17 protein-coding genes are annotated in these 19,879 nt (G+C 72.0%); 8 read left to right on the top strand and 9 right to left on the bottom strand.

Annotation, left to right across the window (positions count from 1 at the left end; genetic code table 11):
* Positions 1 to 198: 198 nt before the first annotated feature.
* Positions 199 to 1,032, top strand: a complete 834-nt coding sequence (locus tag WMF39_RS44835; protein WP_437742551.1) for a hypothetical protein — start codon at positions 199 to 201, stop codon at positions 1,030 to 1,032.
* Positions 1,033 to 1,186: 154 nt separating this feature from the next.
* Positions 1,187 to 3,085 carry a gamma-glutamyltransferase gene (ggt, locus tag WMF39_RS44840; RefSeq protein WP_437742552.1) on the top strand — a complete coding sequence of 633 codons (1,899 nt, stop codon included), beginning with the start codon at positions 1,187 to 1,189 and terminating at the stop codon, positions 3,083 to 3,085.
* Positions 3,086 to 3,211: 126 nt separating this feature from the next.
* Here ggt and WMF39_RS44845 read toward each other — a convergent pair whose 3' ends face one another.
* Complete coding sequence (locus WMF39_RS44845; RefSeq protein ID WP_437742553.1) at positions 3,212 to 3,955, bottom strand: universal stress protein; 744 nt, start codon at positions 3,953 to 3,955, stop codon at positions 3,212 to 3,214.
* Positions 3,956 to 4,137: 182 nt separating this feature from the next.
* Here WMF39_RS44845 and purB point away from each other — a divergent pair, with 182 nt between their 5' ends.
* On the top strand, positions 4,138 to 5,436 hold the full coding sequence (gene purB, locus WMF39_RS44850; RefSeq protein WP_437742554.1) for an adenylosuccinate lyase: 1,299 nt from the start codon (positions 4,138 to 4,140) through the stop codon (positions 5,434 to 5,436).
* Positions 5,437 to 5,483: 47 nt separating this feature from the next.
* The gene (locus tag WMF39_RS44855; protein ID WP_437742555.1) at positions 5,484 to 7,280 is read left to right on the top strand and encodes a DUF885 domain-containing protein; all 1,797 of its coding nucleotides are present in this window, start codon (positions 5,484 to 5,486) and stop codon (positions 7,278 to 7,280) included.
* Between the two features lie 168 nt (positions 7,281 to 7,448).
* On the opposite strand, the gene WMF39_RS44860 is transcribed toward WMF39_RS44855, so the two are convergent.
* The 4 genes from WMF39_RS44860 to WMF39_RS44875 all read right to left on the bottom strand — a co-directional run bounded on the left by WMF39_RS44860 (position 7,449) and on the right by WMF39_RS44875 (position 11,564).
* Positions 7,449 to 8,327 (bottom strand): 5'-3' exonuclease, encoded by an 879-nt coding sequence (locus WMF39_RS44860; RefSeq protein ID WP_437748114.1) that lies wholly within the window; start codon positions 8,325 to 8,327, stop codon positions 7,449 to 7,451.
* 21 nt (positions 8,328 to 8,348) lie between these two features.
* The gene (locus tag WMF39_RS44865; protein WP_437528366.1) at positions 8,349 to 9,929 is read right to left on the bottom strand and encodes a lactate racemase domain-containing protein; all 1,581 of its coding nucleotides are present in this window, start codon (positions 9,927 to 9,929) and stop codon (positions 8,349 to 8,351) included.
* A gap of 75 nt (positions 9,930 to 10,004) precedes the next feature.
* Complete coding sequence (locus WMF39_RS44870; protein ID WP_437742556.1) at positions 10,005 to 10,667, bottom strand: HAD family hydrolase; 663 nt, start codon at positions 10,665 to 10,667, stop codon at positions 10,005 to 10,007.
* Between the two features lie 129 nt (positions 10,668 to 10,796).
* The gene (locus WMF39_RS44875; protein ID WP_437742557.1) at positions 10,797 to 11,564 is read right to left on the bottom strand and encodes a phosphoadenylyl-sulfate reductase; all 768 of its coding nucleotides are present in this window, start codon (positions 11,562 to 11,564) and stop codon (positions 10,797 to 10,799) included.
* Between the two features lie 78 nt (positions 11,565 to 11,642).
* Here WMF39_RS44875 and WMF39_RS44880 point away from each other — a divergent pair, with 78 nt between their 5' ends.
* Both WMF39_RS44880 and WMF39_RS44885 read left to right on the top strand, forming a co-directional pair.
* Positions 11,643 to 12,629 carry an ArsA family ATPase gene (locus tag WMF39_RS44880; protein WP_437742558.1) on the top strand — a complete coding sequence of 329 codons (987 nt, stop codon included), beginning with the start codon at positions 11,643 to 11,645 and terminating at the stop codon, positions 12,627 to 12,629.
* A 9-nt stretch (positions 12,630 to 12,638) separates the two neighbouring features.
* Positions 12,639 to 13,847, top strand: coding sequence for a hypothetical protein (locus WMF39_RS44885; RefSeq protein WP_437742559.1), 1,209 nt, complete (start codon positions 12,639 to 12,641; stop codon positions 13,845 to 13,847).
* 168 nt (positions 13,848 to 14,015) lie between these two features.
* Here the strand turns inward: WMF39_RS44885 and WMF39_RS44890 are convergent, their stop codons facing one another.
* From WMF39_RS44890 to WMF39_RS44900, 3 genes are all read right to left on the bottom strand, one after another.
* Entirely contained in the window at positions 14,016 to 15,041 is a 1,026-nt protein-coding gene (locus tag WMF39_RS44890) for an NADP-dependent oxidoreductase (protein WP_437742560.1), read from the bottom strand.
* Between the two features lie 205 nt (positions 15,042 to 15,246).
* On the bottom strand, positions 15,247 to 15,945 hold the full coding sequence (locus tag WMF39_RS44895) for a class I SAM-dependent methyltransferase (RefSeq protein ID WP_437742561.1): 699 nt from the start codon (positions 15,943 to 15,945) through the stop codon (positions 15,247 to 15,249).
* Between the two features lie 66 nt (positions 15,946 to 16,011).
* Entirely contained in the window at positions 16,012 to 16,812 is an 801-nt protein-coding gene (locus tag WMF39_RS44900) for an MlaE family ABC transporter permease (protein WP_437296096.1), read from the bottom strand.
* Positions 16,813 to 17,236: 424 nt separating this feature from the next.
* Between WMF39_RS44900 and WMF39_RS44905 the strand changes: the two genes are divergently transcribed.
* Positions 17,237 to 18,568 carry an AAA family ATPase gene (locus tag WMF39_RS44905; protein WP_437742562.1) on the top strand — a complete coding sequence of 444 codons (1,332 nt, stop codon included), beginning with the start codon at positions 17,237 to 17,239 and terminating at the stop codon, positions 18,566 to 18,568.
* Positions 18,555 to 19,253 carry a retron system putative HNH endonuclease gene (locus tag WMF39_RS44910; RefSeq protein ID WP_437742563.1) on the top strand — a complete coding sequence of 233 codons (699 nt, stop codon included), beginning with the start codon at positions 18,555 to 18,557 and terminating at the stop codon, positions 19,251 to 19,253. Before WMF39_RS44905 ends, WMF39_RS44910 begins: the two co-directional genes overlap by 14 nt.
* Before the next feature lie 110 nt (positions 19,254 to 19,363).
* Here the strand turns inward: WMF39_RS44910 and tsaE are convergent, their stop codons facing one another.
* Complete coding sequence (gene tsaE, locus WMF39_RS44915; protein ID WP_437742564.1) at positions 19,364 to 19,876, bottom strand: tRNA (adenosine(37)-N6)-threonylcarbamoyltransferase complex ATPase subunit type 1 TsaE; 513 nt, start codon at positions 19,874 to 19,876, stop codon at positions 19,364 to 19,366.
* Positions 19,877 to 19,879 lie beyond the last annotated feature (3 nt).

Genomic DNA, 19,879 nt, shown 5'->3' on the forward strand with positions numbered 1-19,879 from the left:
CTCACCTGCCCGGACATGCCCTTCGTGTGGCATGGCGCATCATGGGACCGTGAACTCGGAGATACGCTGTGGCCGATCGGTCACGAGCAGCGAGACTTTTTTCTTGGGAAATGCTTCAAAGGGTGGCGCTGGTCGTCCGATTGCAACACCTGCGGAGACCACACGCGGATCCCGCGCTCTGAACCCAGGAGAATTGGCATGCGACGGACCATTGCTCAGCTTTTTGTGAGTGCGTTTACTTTTGCGATCCCTCTGGCCATCGCCTCGTCGGCGTCGGCGGCGCCCGGCCCGGAGGCTTGTGGAAATATCCAGCTCGCAGCGAGCGCAAACTGCGAGTTTCGCACCTCGGGCGGCTGCGAGGTGAGCTGCAAGCCGGTCAACCTCACGGCGGCGTGCGCCGGGAAATGCGAGGGCGAGTGCAACGCCAGCGCGACCGCCGACTGCAACGTCGACTGCTCCGCGGATTGCTCTGCCAAGTGCAATGTCAATCCCGGGAGCTTCGACTGCAGGGCGAGCTGCTCGGCGAGCTGCTCGGCGGATTGCAGCGGCAAGTGTTCGGCGAGCGCCAGCCCCGGCCAGTCGCAGGCGGAGTGCGAGGGGGCCTGCAAGGCGAGCTGCGACGGCGAGTGCAGCGCGAGCTGCGAGGTGACACCACCGAGCGCGGATTGCCAGGCAAAATGCGACGCGAGCTGCGAGGGCGAGTGCAAGGCCGAGGCGAACTTCGACTGCGACATCGACTGCAATGCGGAATGCACGGTCGATCTCGAGGGCGGATGTAAGACGAAGTGCTCGGAGCCGGAAGGCGCGCTGTTCTGCAACGGTCAGTATGTCGACGTCGTTGGGAGCCTGGAGGACTGCCTCGATTACCTGAGCACGCTCGAGATCGAGGTGAACGCCCACGCCGAGGCCGAGGCCAGCGTCTCCTGCGCCGCCGCGCCGGGGTCCTCCTCCGCGCCGTTCGCGGGCACGGGGCTCGCCGCGCTCGTCGCCGGCGTGGGCGTGGCCGCCGCGCGCCGCCGCAAGCGGTCCTGAGCGAGGTCCGGCGTTCCTGACGGCGCGCGCCGGAGGCGGATCCGGCGCGCGCCGGCTGCGCATCCTCGCGTCCTGAACGAATCCCCCAGGCCGGCCGCCCCGCGCGGCCCGGCCCGGCTCTCCGCGGCACCGTAGTAGATTCGCGCGCACCCTGATGACCTTGCTCCGTCGTTCGAAGCCGCGCTGGGCGCTCGCCCTCGCGCTGCTCGCAGGCTGCGAGGCCCGCACGCTGCCCGCGCCGCACCCGGCGGCGCCCGCGACCTCGGGCGCGCCGGCCATCGCCAGCGCGGGCGCCGCGGCGTCGGCCGCGAGCGCCGCGAGCGCCGCGGCGGCGCCCACGGCCGACGCCGCGGCGCCGGAGCCGATGCCGCCGGTGCCGCCGATCGCGCTCGCCTCGGGCGGCCCGCGGGCGGTGCGCGGCGACGCCGGGCTCGTGACCTCGGTCGAGGAGCACGCGACGCGCACGGGCGCGGACGTGCTGCGGCGCGGCGGCAACGCGGTCGACGCCGCGGTCGCCGTGGCGTTCGCGCTGGCGGTGACCCACCCGAGCGCGGGCAACATCGGCGGCGGCGGCTTCATGCTGGTCCGCCTCGCGAACGGCGAGACGCAGGCGATCGACTTCCGCGAGGCCGCGCCCGCGTCGGTGACCACCGAGTCGAACATGGCGATGGTGCGCGCCGGCGCGTACGGTTATGCGTCCGCCGGCGTCCCGGGCTCGGTCGCCGGCCTCGCCCTGGCCCACGAGCGGTTCGGCACCCGCCCGTTCGCCGAGCTCCTGGCCCCGGCGATCTCCCTCGCGCGCAAGGGGCACCGCCTCGGCGCGCGGCAGGCGCTGACGCTGCGCTGGGCGTGGCCGCGGCTGAAGGCCGATCGGGCCGCGAGCGCCATCTGGGGGCGGGGCAAGGCGCCGGTCGCCCAGGGCGAGCTGGTGCGGCAGCTCGATCTCGCCCGCACCCTCGAGACGCTCGCCGCGGAGGGGCCGCGCGCGTTCTACGAGGGCGCCATCGCCCGGCAGATCGCCGGCGCGATGCGCGAGCGCGGCGGCCACATCAGCGAGAGCGACCTGCGCGCCTACCAGGCGAAGTGGCGCGCGCCCCTCCGGTTCTCGTACCGCGGCTTCACCGTGGACACGATGCCGCCCCCCTCGATGGGCGGCGTCGCGCTCGCGGAGATGATGCTCACGCTCGAGCGGCTCAAGGCGCACGAGGCGCCCGCCGACTCGGGAATGTCGCTGCACCTGTTCGTCGAGGCGGCGAAGCGGGCGTACGCCGATCGGCGCAAGGTGAGCGCCGACCCCGATTTCGTCGCGCCCGAGACGGCGCAGCTGCTCGCGCAGCTCCTCGACGGGGCCTACCTGATGCGCCGCAGGCCGCCCGTCGACCCGGAGCGGGCCACGCCGGCGGGCGACATCGCGGCGCCCCTGGGCGCCGTCGCGCAGGAGTCCCCGCAGACGACGCACTTCTCGGTGATCGACGCGCAGGGCAACGCGGTCTCGTGCACGACCACCCTGTCGGCGAGCTTCGGCGCGAGGATCGTGATCCCCGGCACGGGCATCCTGCTCGCCAACGCGATGGGCGCCTTCTCCGAGACGGGGATCAACGCGGTGGCGCCGGGCAAACGCATGGCGAGCTCGATGACGCCCACCCTCGTGAGCCGCGACGACAAGGTCGCGCTCGTCCTCGGATCTCCCGGGGGCGACACGATCCCGAACACCGTCGCGCAGGTCCTCCGCAACCTGGTCGATCACGGGATGACCATCGACGAGGCGGTCCGCCACGCGCGCATCCACCACCAGTGGATGCCGGATCGCGTGCGCGTCGAGCGGCTGACGCCTCCGCCGCAGGCCGCCCTCGACGACCTCGCGCGGCGAGGGCACGTCCTCGTGATGGACCCGATGCCGATCGGCGACGCGAACAACCTCCTCGTCGACGCGGCCGGCGTCGCGTGGGGCTACGCGGACACGCGCGAAGGGGGCAAGGCCGAGGGCGTCAGCGCGCCGGACAAGCTCGACCCGGCGGCGCAGGTCGACGCTCAGCCGTCGAGCGCGCGGTAGCCCGCCGCGCAGGCGACACCGAGCGCGCGGTAGCCCGAGCGCGGGCATCGAGCGCGCGGTAGCCCGCGCCCGAGCGACACCGAGCGCGCAGATCGAGCGCTCGGTGGTCCGCCGCGCGCCTCCGCGTCAGCGCAGCCTGGGGTCGTAGTTGGCCGCGTCGGCGTCGTCGTCCTCCTTGGGGCGCACGACGACGACCGGGCACGGCGCGTTCCGCGCGATCCGATCGGCCGTCGAGCCGCCGAAGAGCCGCTGCAGGGGCGACTGCGGGTGCGTGGCCACGACGATGAGATCGGCGCTGAGCTCTCGGGCGAGCGAGACGATGGCCCGGTCCGGCCGGCCCGTGCGGAAGTGCATCGCCATCAGCCGGGCCTGGCCGTCCGCGAACCGGTGCTGGAGCACGCGGAGCGACGGCGGCGACGACGCGCCCGGCGTCGTCACGTCGCGCACTGCAGGGGCGACCTGCCGCGGGCCGATGACCACCGCGTGGATCTCCGTCTCGCCGCGGAGCGCCGCCAGATCGAAGGCGAAGCGCCACGCCCGCCCGCCCGGCTCGGACAGGTCCATCGCGACCACCACGATGTACGGCTTCACCCGGCGACCCCCGCGCACGCTCGCGCGGGTCTCGCTCGTGGGCGCCGGCTCGTTCACGACAGCCGGCGCGCTGGCAGCGGCGGCCGCGCCGCCAGCGCGCCCCGCCGGCTCGCGGCGCCCAGGCTCGGCCCGCGGGGGAAGCGGCGTCTGGCTGACGGCGTTCGGCTCGCTCGCCCCTGCGGGCAGCGTCTCTGGCGGCGCGTCGCCCGCCGCGTGGGGCGTGCGGGCGAACGACCTGCCCTGATCGGCGCGCGCAGGCGCCGGTGCTTCGGTTGGCATCGCGCCAACGTTTGCCGCGCGCCGCGCGTCCGCAAGCGCCCCGCCCGACGGTACGGGTCGCGCGCGGCGCGGCGCGGCGCGGCGCGCGCAGGCGAGCAGCGCGAGCCGGCCCCCGCGCGCCCGGACCTCCCTGGACCACTCCATCCTTGACGCACCCTCCAGACCTTCGCAGCGTCCCGCCCATGATCCCCCGCTACACTCCTGCTGAATTCGAAGAGCTCTGGTCGCCCGCCACCCGATTCTCGACCTGGCTCGAGGTGGAGCTCGCCGCTTGCGAGGCGATGGAGGCCGAAGGGCTCGTGCCCGCCGGCATCGCGAAGGGGATCCGCGCGAAGCAGCTCTCGCTCGATCCCGCGCGGATCGAGGCGATCGAGCGCACGGTCAAGCACGACGTCATCGCCTTCCTGACGCACGTCGAGGAGCTCGCGGGCGAGGGCGCGCGGTGGCTGCACCGGGGGATGACCTCGAGCGACGTGCTCGACACGAGCCTCGCGGTGCTGCTCGTCCGCGCGACGGACCTGCTCTCGGCGCGGCTCGACAAGCTCTGCAGCGCGCTCGCGCGGCGCGCGGACGAGCACCGGCGCACCCCGATGATCGGCAGGAGCCACGGCATCGCCGCCGAGCCGATCACGTTCGGCCTGGCGCTCGCTGGCCACCTCGCGGAGATGAAGCGCGGCAGGGCGCGCCTGCTCGCGGCGCGCCAGGCGATCGCGGTCGGGAAGATCGCTGGCGCGGTCGGGACGTACGCGCACCTGTCGCCGCGCATCGAGGAGCGCGCGCTCGCCGCCCTGGGCCTGCGCCCCGAGACGGTCTCGACGCAGGTCGTCGCGCGCGACCGCCACGCCGAGCTCTTCACCGCGCTCTCGCTCATCGCGGCGGGCATCGAGCGGCTCGCGACCAACGTGCGGCACTGGCAGCGCACCGAGGTCCGCGAGGCGGAGGAGCGCTTCACCGTGGGCCAGAAGGGCTCGAGCGCGATGCCCCACAAGCGCAACCCCATCCTCAGCGAGAACCTGTGCGGCCTCGCGCGCATCGTGCGCGCGGCCGTGATCCCGGCGCTCGAAAACGTGCCGCTGTGGCACGAGCGCGACATCTCGCACTCGTCGGTCGAGCGGATGATCGCGCCCGACGCGACCTCGACGCTCGGGTTCATGCTCGACCGCGCCGCCGGGCTCGTGGAGGGGCTGGTCGTCTACCCCGAGAAGCTGCGCCAGAACCTCGACAGCACGGGCGAGCTCTTCTTCAGCGAGGCGGTGCTCCTGGCGCTCGTCCAGAAGGGCAGGCCGCGGCAGGCGGCCTACGAGCTGGTGCAGCGCTGCGCGATGCGCGCGATCGCGGGCGAGGGGCGCTTCCGCGACAACCTCGACGCCGACGCCGACGTCGCGGCGCTGCTCGCCCCGGACGAAATCGCGCGCTGCTTCGACCTCGACCACGCGCTCTCGCACGTGGACACGATCATCGATCGCGCGCTCCGCGACTGACCTGCGGCGTTGACCTGCGCGGGCCGGTTTGACAGGCTCGCCCCGTCATGGCCGCACCCACACCTGTCCGCTCGCGCTGGCGCCGGCTCGCGGCGCTCGCGCCGCTCGCGGCGCTCGCCGCCTGCAGCGGGAGCGCCTCGGCGCCGCGTCCTTCTCTCGGCGCGGCGCCCCCTCAGGCCGCGGCGCCCCCTCAGGCTGTGGCGAGCGCCGAGCCCGCGCGGCCAGCGGAGGCGCCGCGCGAGCCGTTCACCGCGCTGCGCGATCGGATCCTGCGCGAGTGGGTCGCGGACGAGCCGGCCTTCGCGCGCTCGCGCGGGCTGCACGAGCAGGACGGCAAGGTCTCCGACTACGCCGCCGCGGCGATAGAGCGGCGGCTCGCGCGCCTCGAGCGCGACCGCGCGGCGCTCGCCGCCGTCGACGCCGCGGCGCTCTCCCCGGACGAGGCGCTCGACCGCGCGCTGCTCCTCCAGCAGATCGACCTCAAGATCTTCACTGGGAGGGACGTCGAGGAGTGGCGCCGGCGGCCGCAGTTCTACGGCGATCTGTTCGGCGTGAACCACTACCTCGATCGCGCGTACGCGCCGCTGCCCGAGCGCGCGCGGCGCCTCCTCGAGCACGAGAAGGCGGCGCTGGCCCAGGCGCCGCGCGTCCTCGAGAACCTCGTGAGCCCGATGCCGAAGCCGGTGATCGAGGTCGCCGTGAAGATCTTCCGGGGCTACGCCGAGTACCTGCGCGGCGACGTCGTCAAGCTGCTCAAGGGCGTGGGCGACCCAGCGTTCCAGGCCGATTTCGAGAAGACGAACGCCGCGCTCGCCGACGCGGCGGAGAAGCTCGCCGAGCACCTCGCGAAGGTCGAGCTGCCGAAGGGCGACGCGAGCCATGTGCTCGGGGAGGCGCGGTACCGGAAGCTCCTCCTCGCGCAGGAGGGGCTCTCGATGCCGCTCGCCGAGTTCAAGAAGATGGGCGAGGACGACCTCGCGGCGAACAAGGCGGCGTACCAGGAGCTCGCCAGGAAGGTGAAGACCTCCCGGCCGAAGGCGGAGCAGCTCCTCGCCGAGGCGACGCGGATGATGGAGTCGGCGCGCAAGTTCCTCGTCGACAAGGAGATCGTGAGCCTCCCGTCCGACGAGCGGGCGATCGTGAAGGAGACGCCGCCCTACATGCGCTGGAACGCCGCCTTCCTCGACGCGCCGGGGCCGTTCGAGCGGAAGGGGCTCGAGGCGTTCTACTACATCACGAAGCCGGACCCCTCGTGGCCCCGGAAGGAGCAGGAGGAGTACGTGATGCCGCGGGGCACGCTGCTCTCGACGACCGTGCACGAGGTCTACCCGGGGCACTTCGTCCAGGGCCTGTGGGGGAACCGGGCGCCGACGGAGACGCAGAAGATGTTCGGGAGCTACTCGTTCGTGGAGGGCTGGGCCCACTACGTCGAGCAGATGATGATCGAGCAGGGGTTCGGCAAGGAGGACCCGCAGAGTCGCCTCGGCCAGCTCGCGGACGCGCTGCTGCGCAACTGCCGGGTGGTCGTGTCGCTCGGGGTGCATGCGGAGGGCATGAGCCTCGACGAGGCCGAGCGCCGCTTCGTCGACGACTGCTTCCAGGACCGCGCGACGGCGCGGGAGCAGGCGGTGCGCGCGACGTTCGACCCCGGCTACTTCGCCTACACGCTCGGCAAGCTCCAGATCCTGAAGCTCCGCGAGGAGGCGAAGGCGGCCCTGGGCCCGGCGTTCTCGCTGCGCCGCTTCCACGACGCGCTCCTCTCGCACGGCTCGCCGCCGCTGCCGCTCGTCCGCGAGCGCGTGCTCGCCGAGCTCAGGGCGCCGATGAGGAAGCAGCCTTTATAAAGGCCCCGCTCTACAGCGGTTTCCGCCCGCCTCTGCACCAGAGCAGAACGGCGGTCTCCCGCACAGGAGACGGGCCCAGATCGGCGTTTTCGGCGCGCAAGCGCACTCCGGTGCGCTGAGCACCGAAAACGTCGAGGTGGGCCCGTCTCCGAAGCGGGTGACCGTCGCTCAAGGTGCCCAGCGCGTCGGCCGCGCCTTCAGCGTGCGCACGTCCATCGCGTTGCACCACACCTCGAAGCGGTCGCGCGGCACGCCGCGGAAGCGCAGGTCGTCGAGGCCCTCCGCGAGCGGCACGTCGGTCCGGAGCGTCGCCAGCGTCCGGTAGAGCAGCGCGTCCTCCCGCTGCTCGACAAGCGCGCGCGCGATCCGGTCCGCGCCGCGCATCGCCACCGACCACGCGGCCGGGTCGTCCGGGATCTGCTCGATGTGGCCGTAAGCGCCGAGCAGCGCGGCCGCCGTCCGCTCGCCGATGCCTGCCAGGCCAGGGATGCCGTCGGCGTCGTCCCCCGTGAGCGCGAGGAAGTCCGGGATGCTCGCCGGCGCCACGCCCCGCGCGGCGCGCATCGCCGCCTCGTCGACGACCTTCTCCTTCCGGCGGTCGACCTGCACGACCCGATCGCCGGCAAGGCACTGCCCGAAGTCCTTGTCCGGGCTGAGGATGCGCACCTGCTCCACCGCGCCCCGGAACCGCGCCGCCGCCGTCGCGAGCGCGTCGTCCGCCTCGAACGCGTCCATCGACCAGACGACGACCCCGAGCGCGCGCACCGCCTCCTCGACCGGATCGAACTGCTGGCGCAGCGCGGGATCCATCCCGTCGTCGCTCTTGTACCCGGCGAACAGGTCGTTCCTGAACGAGCGGATCGGGTTGTCGAACGCGACGGCGAGGTGCGTGACCTCCTCGTCTGCGTGGTGCAGGAGCGCGAGGAGCGAGGCGACGACGCCCACCGTCGCCTTCGCGTCCCAGCCGCCGGGCGCGCGGTGCTCGGGCCGCTTGGAGTAGTGGGCGCGGAAGAGCTCGTAGGTGCCGTCGATGAGGTGCAGCCGCAGGGTGGCTCCTCCGCGGGCGCGCTAGGCCGTCACGTCGGCCATGAAGATCGGCGGGGTGTGCAGGGCCAGGATCTCCGGCGCGGGCGGGGCCGACTGCTTCGCCATCCGCAGCGCCTCGTCCATCGTGCGCGCCGTCTCCCAGCCGAGCAGCTGCGGGATGTACTCGTTGTCGGCGCCGACCACGATCATCCGACCGATGTGCTGCCGCCCCGCCTCGCCCCAGTACCACATGAAGAACGGGTGGGTCGGGTGGTACGCGTGCCCGAAGCGGTACATCTCGATGTACGCGGGGTTCTCGGAGAACTTCTTCTCGTACCGCTTGTGCAGCTCCATCGCGTCCCGCGTCTCCGGCAGGAGCCGGTGCACGAACTCGATGTACGGGGCGTGGTGCTCGTTGTCGAACAGGTCGGTGCAGGGGTGGAGGATGATCATCGTCCCCCCCTTCTTGAGCATCGGCGCGCCGCGGTAGAGGTTGAACAGGTAGCCGTTCGCCATCACCTGCACGAGCAGCGGGTTCAGGAACGAGTTCACGTTGTACGGGCTGATGTACGGGATGCCCGTGATCAGGATGTCGGCCTGGCCCGTGACCGGGACGAGGTACTGGTCGAAGCTGCGCTTCAGCGTGTGCTCGTGGACGGCCTCGGTCTCGCCGGCGAACACCCCGGTCACCCCGAACGGCGAGGGGACGCGCTGGAAGATCGCCTGGCGCGCGGGCTGCGGCACCTTGGAGAGCGTGAAGCGGAGGGCGCGCAGCGCGCTCTTCTCGCCCGCGCTCAGGTCGTCCTCGTTCTTCGCGAGGAACTCGAGCGGGCGATCGAACATGCGGTTGTTGATCGTCGTCTCGATCGTGAAGACGTTGAGCTTCTTGTTGGCCAGCCGGCCCATGCGCTCGACGCTCGTGTGCAGCGCGGAGCTCTTCGGATCCATGTACGAGTAGCAGTCGCGCATCACCCGCGGGTTGTGGTGCGCGCGCAGGCTCCGGTACCCGCACAGGCCGACGGCGACCGACTTGTGCCCGCCGTCCATCGGCACGAGGTTGAGGTTCACGTAGATCACGAGGTCGCTGTCGACCGCGCGCTTGTTGAGCTCGACCTCCTCGCCGACGTCGGTCGTGCCGACGTACTTCATGTTGGCGGCGTTCTCGGCGTCGTGGTTGTAGAGCCTCTTCGGCCAGTAGGCGTTGAAGATCCGGTCGCCGACGATGTGGCGGACCTCCCAGTCCTTCATCCGCCGGTGGACGCTCGTGGCGATGATGATCTCCACGTCGTCGACGCCGTAGTCGGCGAGCAGATCGAGCACGATCGTGAGCACCCGCTCGCGGATGTCGGGGCGCTTCATCTGCGGCAGCGGCAGCGAGATGTCGTCCACCGCGATCGTGACCTTCATCCCCGGGCGGAGCTTCGCGTAGAGCGGCTCCGAGTTGTACGGGTGGTTGATCGCGTAGCGGATCGCGGCGTCGACGTCCTTCAGCGGCTCGATGGGCGGCTTCGCGTAGAGCACCCGGGTGCCGGTGGGCAGGTCGACCTCGACCAGCTGGTCGCCTGAGAAGAGCACCCGGGGGGCGCTGCGGCTGTCTAGCGTGACGACGCAAGGATGGCTCATGGGACCTTCAGAGCAGGGGGTGCGACGTGTTGGGCTGGGTGGTGGCCTCCCGCCGCCGGCGGGGGGAGGCAGGGGTCATGCGGCGAGGTGGAGGATCGGCCAGTGGTACGCCTGCGCCAGCATCTTGAGCTTGCGGTCCGGGTTCACCGCCGCCGGGTAGCCGACGACCGAGAGCATCGGGACATCCGAGTAGCTGTCCGAGTAGGCGAAGCACTCGTCGAGGTCGTGCCCGTGCGCGTGGGCGTGCTCGCGGATGAGCCGCGCCTTCTCGGGCCCGGCCACCACCGGGCGCAGGAGCTTGCCCGTCGCGAACCGATCCTTCACCTCGAGGCGGTTCGCGATGATGCCCGTCGCGCCGAGGTGATCGGCGAGCAGCTGCATCAGGAAATCCAGCGCGCCGGAGATGAGGACGACGTCGTGCCCCTTGTCGAGGCTGCACTTCACGAGGTCCCGCGCCTTCGCGTAGATCGCCGGCTTGAGCACCTTCGCGAACGCCTCCTCCGCGAGCGCCACGAGGCGATCCTCGGAGACGCCCTCGAACGAGCTGAAGAGCAGCTCGTTGAAGAGGCGCCGATCCTGGAGCTCCGCCATCGCCATCCAGGGCGCCTTCACGATCGCGCGGCCGAGCTTCGCCAGGCTGTGCATCGGCGTCGGCTGGTTCAGCATGTAGAACACCGTCGGGTGCACGAGGTTGGTCGTGACCAGGGTGCCGTCTACGTCGAAGTAGCTCGCCGGCATGCGGGGCAAATCTCCCTGCATGCCGTTTGAGTCAAGATCGAGCTGCCGCGAACCGGTATTCGCAGGCGATCGTCACGCCGCGTCGAGGTGCCACGCCGCGTCGATGGGCTCGTGCAGGTCGTCGGGCCGTCACGCGGCGAACAGGCGCTCGTACCGGTCGTCGAGGTCGACGCCGCCGTCGGTGTCTCCCCGGTCCACCGGGTTGATCCCGCAGTACTCGACGCTCGCCAGGTGGCGCCAGCGCCCGGCGCGCTCGGGCTCGTCGGGCAGCACCGGCGTCGTGCACGGGAAGCAGCCGATGGTGCGGAAGCCCATCCCGTGCAGCGGGTTCTCGAGCGCGTCCTCGTGCGCGGCGAAGTACGCGTCGAGCTCCTCGCCGGTCAGCGACGCGAAGGGGTGGACGCGGAGCGTGTTGTTCGCGGGGTCGAGGCCGAACGGCGCGACCTTGGCGCGGGCGCCGCCCTCGCCCCGCCGCAGCGCCGCGACGAGCGCGTCGTAGCGGCCCCGGATGGCGCTCAGCGGGGCCGATTTGCGGAGGTCGCAGCAGCGCTCCTGGCCCTCCTTCGAGAGGTAGAGCAGCCCTTCCTCGCGCGTCTGCTGCGCGAAGCTGCGCTCGGGCGAGAGCGTGACGACGCGCAGGTTCGGGTGGGTCCGCGCGAGCGCGTCGCGCGTGGCGAGCGTCTCGGCGTGGAGCACGCCGGTGTCGACGAAGACCACGTCGAAGGAGAGCCCGGCGCGGTCGGCCATGTGGCAGAGCGCGGTCCCGGCGCGCTGCATGCTGCTCATGATGGCCGCGCGCGGGCCGAAGGACTCGCGGACGAAGCGGAGGAGCTCGACGGGGGACGCGCCCTGGAAGCGTCGGTTCAGCGGCTCGAGGTGTCGCTCGGTGATGCGCATGAGCGATGCATAGCAGAGCCCGTTTCCTTGATCCGGGTTGCCTTCGCCTGAGCTTGCGCGTAACTCCGCTGGCGAGGAATGACCAGCGTCTATCAAGCCTCAAAAGCGGGCGGGCTCGGCCAGGACCTGCCGGAGCTCGAGCGCCGGCGCTTCCTGTTCGTGACCGGCAAGGGAGGGGTCGGGAAGACGACGATCTCGGGCGCCCTCGCCCTCGCCTTCGCCGCCCGCGGCAAGCGCGTCCTCGTCGCGATGTGCCACACGAAGGAGCGGCTCTCCGCCATCCTCGGCTCGAAGCCGATCGGCCCGGAGGTCATCCAGGTCGCCGAGCGCGTGTCGGCGGTGAACATCGCGCCGGACAGGGCCCTCCGGGAGTACGGCGAGATGGTCCTGAAGATGCGCGCCGCGGCCGATCTCGTCTTCGACAACAAGTACACGCGCACCTTCTTCCGCGCGGTGCCCGGGCTGTTCGAGTGGGCGATGCTCGGCAAGGCGTGGTTCCACACGACGGAGCTGCTCCCGGACGGCTCGAACCGCTTCGACGTGGTCCTGCTCGACGCGCCCGCGACGGGGCACGGGGTGGACATGCTGCGGGTGCCGAAGGTGATCCTCGACGTGGCGCCGCCGGGCATCCTGCGCCGGGACGCCGAGGCGGCGTGGGCGATGTTCAGGGATCCCGCGCGGAGCGGGGTCGTCGTCGTGACGCTCCCGGAGGAGATGCCGGCGACCGAGACCGTCGAGCTCGTGGCGGAGGTCCGGGGCGACCTTGGCCTGCCCGTCCACCGGGTGATCATCAACGGCGTGCTGCCGGCGCTGTTCTCGCCCGAGGAGCAGCGGGCGCTCCTCGTCGACCCGGCGCGCCTCGACATCCAGGCGCCGGCGCGCGCCGCGGACACCGTCGAGAGCGCCTTCGTGGCCGGCGCGCGGCGGGCGATGCGCGAGTCGGTGCAGCGCGAGAGCCTGGCCCGCCTGCGCCGCGATCTCGACCTGCCCACCGTGATGCTGCCGTTCCTCTTCGACGAGGCCTCGACGGCCGCCGGCACGCGGATGCTGGCCGAGCGGCTCTGACGGAGGCCGATGCCGGCGCCCCTGCTGCGAGCGAGCCCGCTGCTCCGCGACGGACGCGCGCTGCTCGACGCCGATCGCCTCGTCCACGCGGGGGTCGCCGACCGGCGCGCGAGCTTCGAGCTCGCCTTCGCCGCGATGCCGCCCCACACGGGTTTTCTCGTGGTCGCGGGGGTCGAGGCGGCGCTCGAGGCGCTCGCGGGGGACGGAGCCCGCTTCGACGCGGCGGCGGTCTCGGCGGCGCGCGCGGCGTGCGGCCTGAGCGACGCGCTCGAGGAGCGGCTCGCCGGCGCGCCGCTCTCGGTCGACATCGACGCGATGCCCGACGGGACGATCGCCTTCCCGGGGACGCCCGTTGCCTCGGTCGAGGGGCCGTTCGTCGAGGCGCTGCTCGTGGGCGCGCTGCTCGCTCCGGCGCTCCGCCGCGGCACGGCCGCGGCGACGCGGGCAGCGCGGCTCCACATCGCGGCGGGCGGCGGCGACATCGTCGACGGGTCGTCGGCGAGCGTGCCGTTCGCCGACGAGGCGCTCGCGCTCGCCCGCGCGGCGCACGTGGGCGGCGCCGTGGCGACGACGAGCGCGCTCGCGGCCACGGCGCTCGGCATCCCGTTCCGCTGCGAGGCGGGGATCGACCTCGGCGAGCTCGCGCCGCCGCCGTCCCCGCTCGAGGGCCGCTGGCCCTGGTACGCCGATCCGATGGTCGACCTCGGGGGCGATGACGAGGAGGCGCTGCTCCTCGAGGCGAGGCGCGTGCGCACGAGCGCGGGCGGCTGGGTCGCGTCGGGGCTCGGGGAGGCCGTCGAGGGGCTGCCGGTGGCGCGCTGCGAGCTCGTGGCGCTCGAGGAGGCGGGGGCGTGGGCGCTCCGGCAGGGCACGAGCGATCGCGGGGACGTGATCGCGGGGCGGAAGATGGTGGCGCGCTACTACGACGAGGCGGGGCGCGCGGCCTTCGACGTGATCCACCTCGCGCACGAGCGGATGCTTGCGCCGCGCGCGCTCGGGGTCGCGAGGCTCGCCCCGCTCGCGCGCGCGGCGATGCGCGGCGGGCGCGCGCTCGAGTCGCCGGAGCCGGCGAGCGCCGGGCGCGAGCGCTCCCTGGCGGCGCGCCAGCTGCTGCCGGACGCGGTCGCGCTCCTGCGCGCGCCGGCGAGGTACCCGGTGCAGCTCTCGCCGGCGCTGATCGCGCTGCGGGAGCCGGATCCGCCGGGGGGGCTGCGGTAGTCTCCTGGTGAGCTCGAGGTCTCGATGAGCTGACCGGCCCCGGGGAGAGAGCTCGTCGGGGTCCGCGGCCTGGCCCTCTGCTTCATCGACTACGCTGCCGAGCTCCCGTACTTCAGAGAGGAGGTCCTGCCCCGCCTTGTCGATATGGGCGTCCGCCGGCCTGGCTGATCACTCGGAGACCTTGATCAGCAGCTTTCCGATCTTGTTCGGCTGGAAGAGCATCGCGAGCGCATCCGGGGCGTTCTCGAGGCCTTCCACCACGCGCTCGCGCCAGGTGATCTTGCCCTCCTTGATCCAGCCGTGGATCTTCTCGAAGGCCTCGGGGAAGCGCGCTTGATGATCGAGGATGACGAAGCCTTGCAACCGGAGCCGCTGCATCAGTATCAGCGGGAAGCGCACAGGGCCCGGGCGGGGCTGCTTGTCGTTGTACGTCGAGATGAGGCCGCAGATCGTGACCCTTCCGAAGAGGTTCATCTTGTCGAGCACGGTGTCCAGGATGTCGCCGCCTGCGTTCTCGAAATCGATGTCGACACCGTCCGGACAGGCGCGGTCGAGCGCCGCCGCGACATCCTCGGTGCGGTAATTGATGCAGGCGTCGAAGCCGAGCTCCTCGGTCACATAGCGGCACCCGGCGTCGCTGCCGGCGATGCCCACCACGCGACAGCCCGCGATCTTGCCCATCTGGCCGACCAGGGAGCCCACGGAGCCGGCGGCGGCGGACACGACGATGGTCTCGCCGGGCCTCGGCTGCGCGATATCGAAGAGGCCGACATAAGCGGTGAAGCCGCCGGCCACGTGAAGTGGGCAGAGGAAGGCGCCGAGCGGGACGTCCAGCGCGGGCAAGCGCGTGAGGGCGAGGTCGCCGGGAGCCGCGACGTTGTAGTCCTGCCAGCCGAGGAGGCCGGAGACGAGGTCTCCTGCGCCATAGTCGGGGTGACGGGAGCGCTCGACGACGCCGACGCCGAGCGCGCGCATCACCTCGCCCTGGTTCACGGGCGGCATGTATTGCTTCATGTCGCTCATCCAGAGCCGGTTCGTCGGATCGACGGACAGGTAGCGCGTGCGGACGAGGACTTCGCCGTCGCCAGGCTCCCGGACCGGCGCCTCGCGGAGCTCGAAATGGCTGCGGTCCGGCGGGCCCTCGGGGCGCGCCTTCAGGATGTAGTGGCGGTTGGAGAGGGACGAGGTGCTCATGAGGCGAAGCTAGACGCCCGGGGGCCGCACCGGAAGGTGCAACCCGACCCGGCGGAAGAGGTGTAGGCCGAGGACGTGTGGGGGCCGGTGGCGAGTTGAACTCGCATACCAGCGGTTCAATCGATGCAATCCAGAGCGGATACCGGGCGCGTCATGCCCCCATAGCAGCGGCGAGGACGGGCGGCAGGGCCCCGGCGAGGGCGCCTCAAGCGCCGGCACGCACGCCGACCGTCATGGTCTGCGCGCCGAGCGGGAACCACGCGAGCCAGGGCTCGAGCGGCCGCAAGGGCGCGAGCGGCCGCGGGAAGAACAGCACGTAGTCCTGCCGCACCGAGGCAAGCGCGCCAGCGAGCAGCGCGCGCACCTCGCGTGGCGGAAGCAGGATGGCGTCGTCGTCGAACGGACACAGCCGCACCGCTCGCCGCGTGAGCGGGTTGTACGGGTTGTGCTCGAAGACGAACAGGCGCCCACCCGGCTTGAGCTTGGCCGCAACCGCCTGCACCAGCCTGGAGCGCTCGGGCGGCGGAACGTGGTGCAACACGCCCGACAGCACGGCCGCGTCGAACCGCTCGCTCGGGATGGCGGCCTCCTCGCCGTACACGGTCGCGCTCGGAGCCTGCTCGCGCGCAAGCTTGGCGCTCTCCGCCGACGGATCGAAGGCGCCGACGAAGGCGAAGCGACCGCAGAGCAAGCGCGTGAGGCTGCCGGTGCCGCAGCCGTAGTCGAGCACGCTGTGCGCGCTGGACACGCCGGCCCGCGCCAGGCACCCGAGCTTGTGCTCGGCGAAGTACTCGGGCCCTTCCCCGCTCAGGCGCACGCTCCGCTGGTGCGCCTCGCGGTAGGTGGGGGCGTAGTGATCGAACTTTTCGACTTCGGAGGCGCGATCGAGCGACACGCCGGTCACCGTAACATCCGCGCCGCCGCGCCGCAGCATCGCGGCACGTGGAGGGCAGCGGTCCTCCGTCGCGGCTCACATGTCGAGCAAGAGCTGCGTCAGGATGTAGTTCGTGACGAGCACGGTGACGCAGCTCTCGACGACCGCGCGCGTGGTCGCGACGCCGACGCCGCGCGCGCCGCCCGAGGCGTAGAAGCCGTGGCGGCACGAGACCGACGAGACGATGAAGCCGAAGACGCACGCCTTGATGAGCCCCATGGAGATGTCCTTGGGGAGGGCGAAGTCGCGGATGCTCTGGAAGAACGCCCCCTCGTCGCCGCCGAGCCAGAGCACGGCGACGAGGTACGAGCCGCACATGCCGACGCTCGTGTACAGGATGCAGAGCAGCGGCAGCATCACCGTCGCGGCGAAGAGCCGGGGCGAGAGCAGGTACTGCACGGGGCTCACGCCCATCGTCGCGATCGCGTCGATCTGCTCGGTGACGCGCATGTTGCCGAGCTCCGCGGCCATCGCGCTGCCGGCGCGGGCGGTGACCATGATCGCGGAGAAGACCGGCGCGAGCTCGCGGGCCAGCGAGACCGCGACGAGGCCGCCGACGCGGCCCTCGGCGCTGAACGCGCGCAGCGCGTAGGACGTCTGCAGCGTGACGACCATGCCGCTGAAGACGCCGGTCAGGCCGACGATGAAGACCGACTGCGCGCCCATGAAGTCCATCGCCGCGAGGAACTGGGCGGGGCGGAACGGCGGGCGCACGAGCCAGACGATCGTCTGGAAGGTGAGCGTGACGATGTTGCCGATGTTGTCGAGGAACGCGAGGACCGGCTCCAGCGCCCTGTCGAGCAGCTGGCCGCGGCTGGTCTCAGCGCCTTCCTTCACGGTGCGCTCTTGTACCACGCAACGCCGCCGCGCACGGGGCCGGGCTCGCGACGACCCCGCGCGCCCGCTCGCCCGCGCCGCGGCGCGCGCTTCGCGCCGGCGCGTGGCCGGGGAGGGCCGCCCGGCGGGCGGGCGCACGGCCTGATGGGCTTTCGCGGTGGCAGGTGGGGGTGCCGCCGGAGAGGTGCCCGCTGCGCCGACTCCGGGAGGCCACACGGGGTAGGGCTGCGCCGCGGTGGTGCCTTCGCACCATGAGGCGGTGCCTGGCTGCGTCATGGTAGAGGCGTGGCACCGGCAAGAGGCGCGGAAGGACACGATCCTCTCAGCGCTCAACTTGCCCAAGGCGGCGGCCAGCGGACCCAGCGATCCCGGCGAAAACCGCTAGCTCCCCGGGTTTCCACCGCGTATCACCCATCGAGCCTCGATGCGAATCGACGAGATCCGGTTGATCAACTTCCGCGCCTTCGAGCGGTTCGCGCTGCATCTGGAGCCGCGGCTCACGGTGCTCGTCGGCCGCAACGGGACGGGCAAGACGACCGTGCTCGAAGGGCTGGCAGTGGCGCTGGGCGCGTGGCTGAGCTTCTTCAACGCGAGCCGGGACGACCGCCCGATCGCGAAGTCGGCAGCGCGCTTTGTTACCACGATGCACGGCGGCGTCCCGAGCATGGCGACGTGCTACCCGGTGCGCGTCGAAGCGAGCGGTGAAACCCCGCTGGGCCACGTGGCGTGGGCGAGGGAGCTTCGCGGCGCAGACAGCCGCACGACGACGGGCGTCACCAAGTCCGGTCGGGAAGGTCCGCTGGAGGCGACCCGGTTCATGCCTCGTGGCATCGAGGATGCGATATCGGGCGCCGAGCCCATCGCGCTCCCGGTGCTCGCCTACTACGGAACAGGTCGGCTGTGGCACCACAAGCGGGACAGGAACCCCGAGAGGGCGGGCTTGAAGTCCAGGCTTCAAGGCTACCGGGCCTCGCTCGAGGCCGCGTCCGACCAGAAGGGGTTCGAGGCCTGGATGGCTTGGCGCGAGGAGGATCGCGTCCAGCGCCTCGCGCGGGCCGCGGAGGAAGGGCGCCCGCTCTCCGAGGTGCGAAGCCCCGAACTGGAGGGGGTGAGCGCGGCGGCGTGCGCTTGCCTCGAGGGAGCTCGCCGGATCTATTACAGCGCCAACCACCAGGAACTGCGCGTCGACTTCCTGGATGGCTCCTCCCTCCCCTTCGGGGCTCTCTCCGATGGCCAGCGGAACCTCATCGCGGTGGCGGCAGACATCGCGTGGCGCGCGACGCAGCTCAACCCGCAGCTCGGCGCCGAAGCACCGGCGCGGGCCACGGGCGTCGTGCTCATCGACGAGGTAGATCTCCACCTCCACCCCGCGTGGCAATGGCGCGTGCTCGACGATCTTCTTCGCGCGTTCCCCGGCATCCAGTTCGTCGTGACGACGCACTCGCCTCAGGTGATGTCGGCGGCCCCGCGCGGATCGGTGCGTCTCCTCGACCCGGATCACCAGGCGCACCGGGTCGAGAGGATCGCGGGAAAGGACACCAACACCATCCTGGAGGACATCCTCGGTGCCCCGTCGCGCCTGAAGGAGACGCAGGACAAGCTCGACGAGCTCGCGCGGTTGATCGACGACGGCCAGCTCGAGGCAGCGAAGGCGCTGCTGGCGGAGCTATCGAGCCTCCTCGGCGAGGACGACGCTCAGATCGTCACCGCGCGGTGGGAGATCTCCATGGCGGAGACCGGAAATGCGCCGGATTGAGAAGGCCCGCGAGCCCGCGTGCCTGGCCGACCTCCGGGGCACCCCTGGCGCAGCCTGGAGCTCGGTGCATGGAACACAGCGGCAGCAGATGCGGGAGCACGCGTTCAAGGAGCAGCATGGGCTCTGCGCGTACTGCATGTCCCCGCTGCCGGGACCGCCGAGCGCCGAGGGCATGAAGATCGAGCACTTCGAGACCCGCGCGCTGTCGCCGGAGCTGGTCTTCGACTGGGACAATCTGCTCGGGGTCTGTTTGGGCGACGTGGGCATCCGCGAGGGCGGAGGAGAGCACCGCAAGCGCTATCACTGCGACACCTACCGCGGACATCTCCCGAGAGAGGAGCAGCGGATCGAGCTGAACCCGGCGGCGTCTCCGCCCGACGTCAGTTCGATGTTCTCGTATACGAACCAGGGGGAGATGCGACCCGCCGAGGGCCTGGAGCCCGCGATGCGCGCCAGCGTCGAAGCGCAGATCGAGCGTCTGAACCTCAACATCGCTCGTCTTCGACGGAACCGGAGGGACGTGATCGGTGCCCTCCGGTCTCAATTCCAAAAGAAGGCGCCGCGGGCCGCACGCGTGAAGGAGTTGCTGGAGCTTGCATCGACTCCGGATGGGACCGGTCTCTTGCCGCCCTACTGCCAGGCTGCTGCCTACTACCTGGAAAAGAAGCTCCGGCAGCTCGGCTGAAGCGGCGCATGCGGATCGACCTTGTCGAACGCGCGTCGCGCCTTCGACTCACGCAGCAGTCGCTTCCACCGAGCCGCTCGCCTGCGGCACGTCGCCATGGCGAGCGGAGCCTACAGGGGCCGCTCCCCCTCCAGCGCCGCGAGCACCTCGCCGCTCCGCGCGCCGGTCGCCCTGATCTCGGCGGCGCGGCCGGGCGCGGCCGGGTCCTCGGGGGCGGCGAGGTGGATCAGGAGCGCGTCGCCCCCGAGCGCCTCCACGAACGGCTCGCCCCACTCCACCACGACGAGCGCGCCCTCCGCGCGGCGCTCGCGCAGCCCGAGCTGGGCGAGCTCCGCGGCCGCGTCGTCGCGCGCGCCCCCCGCGGAGGACGCGCCCCCGAGGCGGTAGGCGTCGGCGTGCGCGATGGGGACGCGGCCCTCGTGCTCGTGGACGAGCGTGAACGTCGGGCTGGTGATCGGGAGCGCCGGCGGGACGCCGAGCGCCCGGCAGAGGGCGCGGGCGAAGAACGTCTTCCCGGCGCCGAGATCGCCGGCGAGGACGACCAGATCGCCGCCCGCGAGGCGCGCGGCGAGCGCCCGTGCCAGGCGGATGGTGCTGCGGCGGCTCGGCAGCTCGATGCGCATGCG

Origin of the sequence: Sorangium sp. So ce1504 (genome assembly GCF_051521635.1) — a bacterium.
Taxonomy (GTDB): Bacteria; Myxococcota_A; Polyangia; order Polyangiales; family Polyangiaceae; genus Sorangium; species Sorangium cellulosum_B.

Bases quoted from the DNA above. Each gene is read 5' to 3' on its own strand.
- WMF39_RS44835 (WP_437742551.1), top strand. From the start codon at position 199: ATGCGACGGACCATTGCTCAGCTTTTTGTGAGTGCGTTTACTTTTGCG.
- ggt (WP_437742552.1), top strand. From the start codon at position 1,187: ATGACCTTGCTCCGTCGTTCGAAGCCGCGCTGGGCGCTCGCCCTCGCG.
- WMF39_RS44845 (WP_437742553.1), bottom strand. From the start codon at position 3,955: ATGCCAACCGAAGCACCGGCGCCTGCGCGCGCCGATCAGGGCAGGTCG.
- purB (WP_437742554.1), top strand. From the start codon at position 4,138: ATGATCCCCCGCTACACTCCTGCTGAATTCGAAGAGCTCTGGTCGCCC.
- WMF39_RS44855 (WP_437742555.1), top strand. From the start codon at position 5,484: ATGGCCGCACCCACACCTGTCCGCTCGCGCTGGCGCCGGCTCGCGGCG.
- WMF39_RS44865 (WP_437528366.1), bottom strand. From the start codon at position 9,929: ATGAGCCATCCTTGCGTCGTCACGCTAGACAGCCGCAGCGCCCCCCGG.
- WMF39_RS44870 (WP_437742556.1), bottom strand. From the start codon at position 10,667: ATGCCGGCGAGCTACTTCGACGTAGACGGCACCCTGGTCACGACCAAC.
- WMF39_RS44875 (WP_437742557.1), bottom strand. From the start codon at position 11,564: ATGCGCATCACCGAGCGACACCTCGAGCCGCTGAACCGACGCTTCCAG.
- WMF39_RS44880 (WP_437742558.1), top strand. From the start codon at position 11,643: ATGACCAGCGTCTATCAAGCCTCAAAAGCGGGCGGGCTCGGCCAGGAC.
- WMF39_RS44885 (WP_437742559.1), top strand. From the start codon at position 12,639: ATGCCGGCGCCCCTGCTGCGAGCGAGCCCGCTGCTCCGCGACGGACGC.
- WMF39_RS44890 (WP_437742560.1), bottom strand. From the start codon at position 15,041: ATGAGCACCTCGTCCCTCTCCAACCGCCACTACATCCTGAAGGCGCGC.
- WMF39_RS44905 (WP_437742562.1), top strand. From the start codon at position 17,237: ATGCGAATCGACGAGATCCGGTTGATCAACTTCCGCGCCTTCGAGCGG.
- WMF39_RS44910 (WP_437742563.1), top strand. From the start codon at position 18,555: ATGCGCCGGATTGAGAAGGCCCGCGAGCCCGCGTGCCTGGCCGACCTC.
- tsaE (WP_437742564.1), bottom strand. From the start codon at position 19,876: ATGCGCATCGAGCTGCCGAGCCGCCGCAGCACCATCCGCCTGGCACGG.